The sequence below is a fragment of the Butyrivibrio sp. VCD2006 genome, from assembly GCF_000423925.1.
Lineage (GTDB): Bacteria > Bacillota > Clostridia > Lachnospirales > Lachnospiraceae > Butyrivibrio.
This window is the reverse complement of the sequence record NZ_AUIX01000075.1, coordinates 1-1,489: the sequence shown is the minus strand read 5'-3', so window position 1 is coordinate 1,489 and position 1,489 is coordinate 1. Positions and strand designations below refer to the sequence as shown.

At 43.4% G+C, this 1,489-nt stretch carries 2 protein-coding genes; one reads left to right on the top strand and one right to left on the bottom strand.

What is annotated here, in order from left to right; translation table 11 throughout:
* On the top strand, positions 1-1,164 hold a 1,164-nt coding region (locus G586_RS23600), incomplete at its 5' end, for an IS1634 family transposase (protein WP_035773488.1).
* 43 nt (positions 1,165-1,207) lie between these two features.
* On the opposite strand, the gene G586_RS0116955 is transcribed toward G586_RS23600, so the two are convergent.
* Entirely contained in the window at positions 1,208-1,408 is a 201-nt protein-coding gene (locus G586_RS0116955; RefSeq protein WP_026528661.1) for a hypothetical protein, read from the bottom strand.
* Positions 1,409-1,489: the final 81 nt, after the last annotated feature.

Genomic DNA, 1,489 nt, shown 5'->3' with positions numbered 1-1,489 from the left:
ACCGGTGTCCTCTTCTATGACTGCACGAACTACTTCTTTGAAATGGAGCATGAAGGTGGATTGAAGCAGTATGGTCCCAGCAAAGAACACCGCCCCAATCCCATAGTACAGATGGGTCTTTTTATGGATAAGTCAGGGATACCACTTGCATTCTGTATCAATCCCGGCAACCAGAATGAGCAGTTATCTCTAAAGCCTTTGGAGCAGCAGATTATGCGGGACTTTGAACTCTCAAAGTTCATCGTATGTACCGATGCAGGACTTTCTTCTGATGCAAACAGGAAGTTCAACAACTATGGTGAAAGAAGCTTCATAACCACCCAGTCGATTAAAAAACTCAAATCAGAACTGAAAGACTGGTGCCTTGATCCCACGGGATGGATGCTTGAAGGCAGCAATAAAAAGCACGATATATCAGAGCTTGAAAACACTTCCGAGAACAGAAAAAAGATCTTCTATAAGCAGAAGCTGATCGAAGGATATGATGAAGAACGAGACATAACTTTCGACCAGACAATCATTGTGACCTATTCTCTTAAATACAAGGAGTATCAGCAGACTGTAAGAAACCGTCAGATAGAAAGAGCAAGAAAGCTTATAGAAAGGCCTTCATCCGCTGACAAGCGCTCACAGAATGATGCAAAGAGATTCATAAAGAAAACTCCATTCACAAACGACGGAGAGATTGCAAGCAGAGCCATGTATGAGCTTGATGAAGCCTCCATTGCTGAGGAATCAAGGTATGACGGGTTCTATGCAGTGTGCACCAACCTTGATGACGATCCTGCTGACATAGCAAAGATAAACCATGACAGATGGGAAATCGAAGAATCATTCAGGATAATGAAATCCGAGTTTGAAGCAAGACCTGTATATCTGCAGCGGGATGACAGAATTGAAGCTCACTTCCTCACATGTTTCATTGCTCTTATGATCTACAGGATACTTGAAAAGAAACTCGGCGATAAATTCACCTGTGAAGAGATAATAAAAACTCTCAGAGAAATGGATATGAGAAAAGTTGGCGAACACGGATATATCCCAAGCTATACAAGGACACAGCTGACCGACTCACTGCATGAACAGGCCGGTTTCAGAACCGACTATGAGCTTATAACCCCTAAGTCAATGGCAGGAATGATCAGAAGAACAAAAGGGTTGTAATGAATGGTCCGCCTGTCGGACACCCTTAGTTCATATCCGCTTGTCAAACAGTCCTCATGAGCCATATATCTGTCAAGGCCGTAGCCGCGTAGCGGTGCTTTGCAGCCTTGACAGATATATGGCTCATGATAAAAAGGTAATCAAGCGGATATGAACTTAAGCCTGGCATAGATGCCCGGATAACACCTGAATTCAGAGTCTTGCCGTAGGCAAGGCTTCCTTTTCTAACAAGTTTACGAAGCATTACGCTTTTCACGAGATAAAAATAAAGCCGTAACCCCAGGTGTATACTGGGATTGCGGCTTTTTAGGTGTCAAAGATGGGA